Source organism: Saccharopolyspora sp. NPDC000995 (assembly GCF_053599315.1).
Window position 1 is genome coordinate 1 of the sequence record NZ_JBSFLZ010000201.1, and the last position, 7,022, is coordinate 7,022.

The 7,022-nt window shown below is 65.0% G+C and carries 8 protein-coding genes; 7 read left to right on the plus strand and 1 reads right to left on the minus strand.

Going from position 1 to position 7,022, the window contains the following annotated elements; all coding sequences use genetic code 11:
* Nucleotides 1–240: 240 nt before the first annotated feature.
* From ACWDKQ_RS34275 to ACWDKQ_RS34305, 7 genes are all read left to right on the plus strand, one after another.
* A complete protein-coding gene (locus ACWDKQ_RS34275) occupies nt 241–522 on the plus strand; it encodes a hypothetical protein (protein ID WP_450142916.1) in 282 nt (93 codons plus the stop codon).
* Between the two features lie 618 nt (nt 523–1,140).
* Nucleotides 1,141–2,100, plus strand: a complete 960-nt coding sequence (locus ACWDKQ_RS34280; protein WP_450142917.1) for a hypothetical protein — start codon at nt 1,141–1,143, stop codon at nt 2,098–2,100.
* Between the two features lie 17 nt (nt 2,101–2,117).
* Nucleotides 2,118–2,558 (plus strand): hypothetical protein, encoded by a 441-nt coding sequence (locus ACWDKQ_RS34285; RefSeq protein ID WP_450142918.1) that lies wholly within the window; start codon nt 2,118–2,120, stop codon nt 2,556–2,558.
* Nucleotides 2,559–2,590: 32 nt separating this feature from the next.
* Nucleotides 2,591–2,854: a hypothetical protein gene (locus ACWDKQ_RS34290; protein WP_450142919.1), complete on the plus strand. Its 264-nt coding sequence runs from the start codon at nt 2,591–2,593 to the stop codon at nt 2,852–2,854.
* A 108-nt stretch (nt 2,855–2,962) separates the two neighbouring features.
* Nucleotides 2,963–3,607 (plus strand): hypothetical protein, encoded by a 645-nt coding sequence (locus ACWDKQ_RS34295; RefSeq protein ID WP_450142920.1) that lies wholly within the window; start codon nt 2,963–2,965, stop codon nt 3,605–3,607.
* A 58-nt stretch (nt 3,608–3,665) separates the two neighbouring features.
* A complete protein-coding gene (locus tag ACWDKQ_RS34300) occupies nt 3,666–4,535 on the plus strand; it encodes a reverse transcriptase/maturase family protein (RefSeq protein WP_450142921.1) in 870 nt (289 codons plus the stop codon).
* Between the two features lie 155 nt (nt 4,536–4,690).
* Complete coding sequence (locus ACWDKQ_RS34305; RefSeq protein ID WP_450142922.1) at nt 4,691–5,311, plus strand: HNH endonuclease; 621 nt, start codon at nt 4,691–4,693, stop codon at nt 5,309–5,311.
* Between the two features lie 149 nt (nt 5,312–5,460).
* Here ACWDKQ_RS34305 and ACWDKQ_RS34310 read toward each other — a convergent pair whose 3' ends face one another.
* Nucleotides 5,461–6,963: an integrase gene (locus ACWDKQ_RS34310; protein ID WP_450142923.1), complete on the minus strand. Its 1,503-nt coding sequence runs from the start codon at nt 6,961–6,963 to the stop codon at nt 5,461–5,463.
* Nucleotides 6,964–7,022: the final 59 nt, after the last annotated feature.

The window sequence follows — 7,022 nt, forward strand, 5'->3', positions numbered from 1 at the left end:
GCGGGCACGGCCTGAAACACGTGATCAGGTCAGGGAACCGGCTCGGCCTCGTCAAGCTGTCCGGAACCGTGCAGTACGGACGCATCGCGCATGCTATCAGGTGAAGAACGTCGGTAAGCCGTGTGACCGAGAAGGTCATGCACGGATTGACGGGCGGGAGCTGGACACGGAGCACACGTCGGGCCACGGCCACGGGGAAAGAACGACCTCACGGGAAACCGCGAGGCCATTAGCGGCCCCGTGCCCTACCGCCGACCGACGCCACCGCGCCAGTTCTCGACCCTCCTCAAGTACGGGCACTCGGCCGAGCGTTTCAGCAAGATCAGACAGTACGTGCGGATGCGTATCGCGTTGTTCATCAGCAAGCGCCACCGCCGTAGCCGACACTTCGGTATCTGGGCGTTGCTCAACTTTACGCCCAACGAGTTCGGCCTGATCAGGCTTTACGGGATCGTCGTCTCGCCCAGGGCCGGCAAGCCCTGGCGGGAGAAGCTGAATGCCGGCGGTGAACGACGTCGGTGAGCCGTGTGCGGGAGAACCGCATGCACGGTGTGCGCCGTGAGGCGCTTCGTTGTATCCCCGGCGCAGTCGGGAAGAACTCGGAGGGAGGTTCTTGGGTCGCCTGACCTACCTGGACGGGAAACCGCGAGGGGAAAACACATGTCAGGGAAGCGGTGGCCGTCTGAAGGTGTTCGGGGCGGGGTGCCGCGAGACCCGTGCGATATGGCCAAGGCTGGATTGCTTGAAGCCCAATCCCCAACGATGAAAATGCGCGTCCGCTGGAACGACGCCTGTAACCGGTGGCGCGTCATGCTCGGGCATGAACCGTGAGACCGGGCAACCCCCGCCTGGCCTTACGCTCCGATCCGCGTTGCGACGCGGCCCACGCTCGACCACGGAGTTGGTCGACGCCCACGACATCCGCTGCCGCCCGATCCGTGATGTGTTCATCCGTTACCTCGATGAACGTCGCCCCGCGCTGGACTACAACTCCTTGGTCAACCTGGTGAGCGAGCTGGTGGGCACCTTCTGGGCCGACATCGAACGACATCACCCGGCATCGACACCTTCCACCTGCCCGACGAGGTCGCCCAGGCGTGGAAGGAACGAGCCCGAGTCGTCGCCTCCGCGGATGGCACGGTGCGGCCGCGCAAGAACATCCACGCCCTGTTGATGCGGGTACACGCCTTCTATCTCGACATTCAGCAGTGGGCGCTGGAAGACCCGAGCTGGGTGCCGTGGGCGGTGCCCAGCCCGGTGCGCAAGGCAGACACCCTCGGATACGAAAAAACTCGCAGGAAAACCGTGGCCGCGATGCATCAGCGCGTCCGCGAGCGCCTGCCGCACCTGCCCGCGCTGGCCGATGCCGCTGAACGGTGCCGCGCCGAGACGACCGCGCTGCTGGCCGCGGCCACCGAGTGCGAACCAGGCGAGGTGTTCGACCACACCGGCACCCGCTACCGCCGGACCGCCCCCAAAAGCGCCGATCTGGCGGCCCGGCACCACGGCAGCCCTGCCGTCACGGTGGCAAACCTGGTCACCGGCGAGGCGATCAACCTGACCCGCCGCGAGGACGAGGCGTTCTGGGCGTGGGCGATCATCGAAACGCTGCGCCTGTCAGGGGTACGCCTGGAAGAACTGCTGGAGATCACGCACCTGGCGCTGGTGTCCTACCAACTGCCCGACACCAGAGAAATCGTGCCCCTGCTGCAGATCGTGCCCTCCAAGAGCAACGAAGAACGCCTGCTACTGGTGGACCCGGAACTCGCCAGCGTCCTGGCCACCATCCTCACCCGGCTCCGCGCCGGCAACGGCGGCACCGTCCCCCTCGTCGCTCGCTACGACCACCACGAACGCACCACCGGGCTACGCCCGCCGCACCTGTTCCAACGCGCCCGCGGCGCCCGCAGCGAGGTGATCAGCCCCGGCACGGTCTACAAACTGATCAACAGCGCGCTCGCCGCCGCCGGTTTCAAAGACGCCACAGGCCAACCGTTGATCTACCGGCCCCACGATTTCCGAAGGTGCTTACGACGGAAACCGTCGCCGGCGGGCTGCCCGTGCACATCGCAGCTCGACTACTCGGTCACAAAAGCCTGAGCACCACGGAAACCTACATGGCCGTATTCCAGGAAGATCTCATCCGTTCCTACCGGGCGTTCCTCGACAAACGGCGGGCCACCCGGCCCACCAAAGAATACCGCGAGCCGACCGAGGAGGAATGGCGCGAGTTCCAGCAACACTTCCACGCCCGAAAGCTGGAGCTTGGAGAGTGCGGTCGGCCTTACGGCGCGAAGTGTCAGCATGAATTCGCTTGCATTCGCTGTCCGAGCCTACGGCTTGACCCGACCGCCCGACCGCGGCTGGTCGAGATCATCGCTAATCTCAAGGAACGCATAGCCGAGGCCAAGGCGAATGGCTGGCTGGGCGAAGTGCAGGGGCTTCAAGTCAGCCTGGATGCCGCGGCGCGGAAGCTGGTCAGCCTGGACCGGATGCGCGACCGCCAACCCACCGGCCCAGTCAACCTCGGCATGCCCGTCATCACCGACTCCCAATGACCAGAAAGCCCTCATTACCAAGGAAACCCGCCGTGTTCACCCACGATCCCAACGAAATCCCACCAGAGGACGCGGATATTGCCGGCCACGCCAACGAGTTCGACCACCTCACCGGACTTCTCGAACTTACCGATGAGTTCTTCCGGCACGCCAGCCCGCAAGTCCGCGCCGAACTCGCCCTGTTCCTGACCACCCAGCGTGGCTGGCACCCTGAGACGGGCCTACATGCCTACCTGGACTTCCTCAGCTTCACCGCCCTCGGACTCCGTGACCAGGCGAGGAACACCGCGGCCTGACCAGACCTGGTATCCGACCGGAACGCCCACGGCAGACCGGTGAACACTGGCAGCCCACAACGAGACGATCGACACGGCAGTCGTCACCGCGACGGGAAAGGACAAACAGTGGCACCACGCGTGACCGGCAACGAGAAGAAGTTCAAGGCCCTCGTCGCCGACTTCGTCACCACCACCAGCCAGCTCGGCGGCGGCATCGCCCCCGAAGTCGTGGCCACCGAACTCAAACAACGCATCCAGGACATCGCCAACCAGATCGGCGTCACCGAAACCACCGTACTGCGCAACTACTTCGACGACGAGTGGGGCCGCAACACGGCCCGCCAAACCTACCGACAGATCCAAGAACGCGATGCGCACATCGACGCCGCACCCGAACAAAACCTGCCCCTGCCTGCGGTCGGCCGACTGATCGCCGCACTGGGTCAAGCACTACTCTTCGCCACCCTCAACAGCGCCGCCCCCGACCCCACCGACACGTTCAACCAGCAAGAAGCCAGCCGGGCCGTCACCGGCCTCGGCGTCGCCCTGACCTCACCGGTCAACGACGACAGCACCATCACCATCGCGGGCAACATCCTCGCCTGGACCAAGGACGCACTCACCGTCTTCCGCGACAACCTCCGACACCAACACTGGACCAGCTGCCCCTGCGGCGAAGACTGTGGCAGCCACGAAACCGACGCGGCCGTGCTCCGCGCTCTGACCGCGGACCTACTACTCCTACCGAACATGACCAACGAACAGCCGTGATCAACAAAAATTAGTCCGGAAAATGGCCTACGGGCGCATCTACTCCAACAAGGGTGCGATGACACCCTGGGTCACCAGTGAGACCGTGGAAGGCATGTCGCTGGCCAAAATCGACACGATCATCCAGGCGCTGCGCTCGGAGTCGTATCGGTGGTCACCGGCCAGACGGGTTTATATCCCGAAGAAGAACGGGAAGAAACGCCCACTGGGGATGCCACCCTGGTCGGACAAGCTGGTCGCCGAAGTGGTCCGCATGCTCCTTGCCGCGTACTACGACGTCCAGTTCTCCGACCGTTCCCACGGATTCCGCACCGGTCGAGGCTGCCACACCGCGCTGGACGAGGTGGTCTCAGTCTGGAAGGGAACACACTGGTTCATCGAAGGAGATCTAGCCGACTACTTCGGGAGCCTTGATCACACGATCATGGTCTCGACGCTGGCGGCCAAGATCCATGATGGACGGTTCCTGCAACTGATCAACCGGATGCTCCAAGCCGGGTATCTTGAGGATTGTCAGTGGAATTCCACCCTCAGCGTTGCTCCGCAAGGGGGAATCGCGTCCCCTGTCTTATCCAACATTTACCTGGACCGGTTCGACCAGTTCGTTGAACAACAGTTGATACCGGAATACACCCGCGGCGACCGTCGTCGGACCAACCCCCGATACCGCAGCGTGGAAAGCCAGATCGCGAAGGCCACACGGCATGGGGACCGGGATACGGTGCGGGCGCTTCGCCGCCTGCGCCGTACCCTGCCCAGCCAGGACCCGAACGATCCCGGTTACCGGCGGCTGCGGTATGTGCGGTACTGCGACGATTTCCTCCTCGGGTTCGCCGGTCCCAGGCGCGAAGCAGAGGAGATCAAGTCGAAGATCGGCCAATTCCTGCGGGATGAACTCACGCTGGAACTGTCCGAATCCAAGACCTGATCACCCACGCCACCAGCCAGGCGGCGCGGTTCCTCGGCTACGAGATCAGGACACAACGCGCCGACACGAAGATCACCCGAAATCGTCGGGCGGGCAACGGCGCAATCGGCCTGTTCGTGCCACGGGATGTCATCCGGGGCCGTTGCGCCCGCTACATGAGCAAGGGAAAACCCGCCCTGCGCGGTCCGCTACTGCACGACGAGGACTACACGATCGTCGCCAAGTACGGATCGGAGTATCGCGGGTTCGTCCAGTACTACCTTCTCGCCCAGGATGTGTTTCGCCTGGGAAAACTGCGCTGGGTCATGGAGACATCCATGCTAAAGACCCTGGCCGGGAAACATAAGTCCGCCGTCACGAAGATGGCCCGCAAGTACAAGGCGAGCATCGACACCGCTGACGGGTCCAGGACGTGTTTCGAGGTCACCGTGCACCGCGACCGAGGTAGGAAACCACTGGTCGCCCGCTTCGGCGGGATACCGCTCATCCGCAAACGCACCGCTGCCGTGACCGATCTCAAACCGATCATGGCCACTGCCAAACGCAACGAGCTGCTTCGTCGGCTCGTGGCCGGACAGTGCGAATTGTGCGAGGGAACCGAAGGGCTGCAAGTCCATCACATCCGTAAGCTCGCCGATCTCAACAAGCCAGGACGGCGAGAACGGCCACCGTGGATGCGTCTGATGGCGATGCGCAAACGCAAGACCCTCGTGGTGTGCGAAACATGCCATCAGGACATTCACGCCGGACGGTCCACAGTCACCACCCGGAAATGACCACTGGAGAGCGGTATGCGCTGAAAGGCGCCCGTACCGTTCGGGAAGGGGCCGACGGTTTGCCCGGAGTTCATGCGAACTGAGGGTTTCTCGGCGGGAACCCAAGGATGTTCGGCGGATGTGGGACGAACTGGCCCTTGGGTTCGTGGTCATCCCGGTGGATTGTGTTCCTCGACTGGGGTTTGGAGGAGCTGTCTCGCTGCGGCGCAGTATCGGATCGCGGTGGTCTCGCCGAGTCCGAACACGACGGCCAGATGGAGCGGATCGGGGCCGTGGGTGAGCGCTTCGTCGAGTTGCCGGTCGACGCGAAGGGCTTCCAGGTTGGCTGCCCGGCGGCGGAACGGCGCGATGAGCGCGTTGCCGCTGATGGCGCGGGTGGTCGACGCGGTCTGCTTGTTGATGATCAGGTGGGGATTGGCTGTTTCGGGCCAGCGTCGCCGCCGATATTCCAGCCAGTCCAACAGGAGCTGGTGGGTGAGCTGGTCGAGAGGGCGGATCACGGGGCCGATGGTCAGCCGCCGGTTGCCGAGATCGACGTCGTCCAGCTTCAGGTTGCGGATTGCTTCGGGGCGGGCGGCGTGCACTGCGGCCTGGGCCAGCGCGACACGAGCCGCTGGTGTGGTCGCTGCATGGGTGGTGTCTTCGATTTGGTTGGCGTCCAAGGGAAGGATCACTGGTTCGTCGCGGTGTCCAATGCGGACTCGCGCTGCCGGGTTGGCGAAGACGGTGCCGTTCTTCTTACAGTGCCGCATCAGCGAGCGCAGCGCGCCGAGTGCTCGGCGGCGCGGGTGGCCGCGCAAGGTGTCTGCGACCGCCTTGACATCTGTGGCGGTGACCTCGCGCAGGTGGTCGTATCGCGTGGACCATTCGACCAGGACGGGGTGGGCGTCGCGCACGTAGCGACGAACGGTGTTGAGGTTGCGAGGTTGGCTGCGGGGCCCGCCGTGCCGCAGGACCTGCACCCAGTCGCGGACATCGGCGGCGATGCGTGGCGCCAGTTCGGCGAGCTTTCCCTCCAGCCAGATGTCGAAGGCCGAGACGCGGTCATCGACGAGCAATCCCATCTCGGCGAGGACCTCGGCGACCCGGCTGATGCTGACCCCATAGCGGTGCAGCACGCCGACAAGCTCCGAGTAGCGGAACCGCTCGCCGTCGCCGTGCCCGGACAGCAGAATGACCAATGCCCGGTCCAGTTCGGCGGCCAGCTTGGCGTTCCAGCCATGCCCCTGGCCCAGTGCCTGGGCGATCCGGCGCGCGCGGACCAGGGCGGGGCTGGTGGGTTCGGCGTGGTGGGCCCAGTCGAAGGCCCGGCCGGCCCCTGGTAGGTGCAGCTGTAATTGCCCGCTGTCGAACGGCTTCGGCGCCGGTGGCAGAGGTGCGGCGGTGGCTCGGAGGCGGGCGCGCAGCCGGACACCGGAGCGCGGGCCGCGCATTTTGGTCATGCCGGCGAACCACAGCTGGTGGCAGGTCACCCGGGCGAGATCGTCCTCTGTGACGACGAGGGGATCCGTGGCCAGCGAGGCGGCCTGCAGCCAGCAGAGCCGGCAGTGGCCGTTCTTCAGCGGCACGACCCGGCCGCAGGCCGCGCAGCCGGCGCTGGGATGACGCCGCCGGAAGTCATAGCAGGCGCGGCAATAGCCGCCATAGAGCACGCCCCAGGCCAGGCATTCGGGGCAGCTAGGTGGTCACCTGGGATTCGGCGCGGAACGAC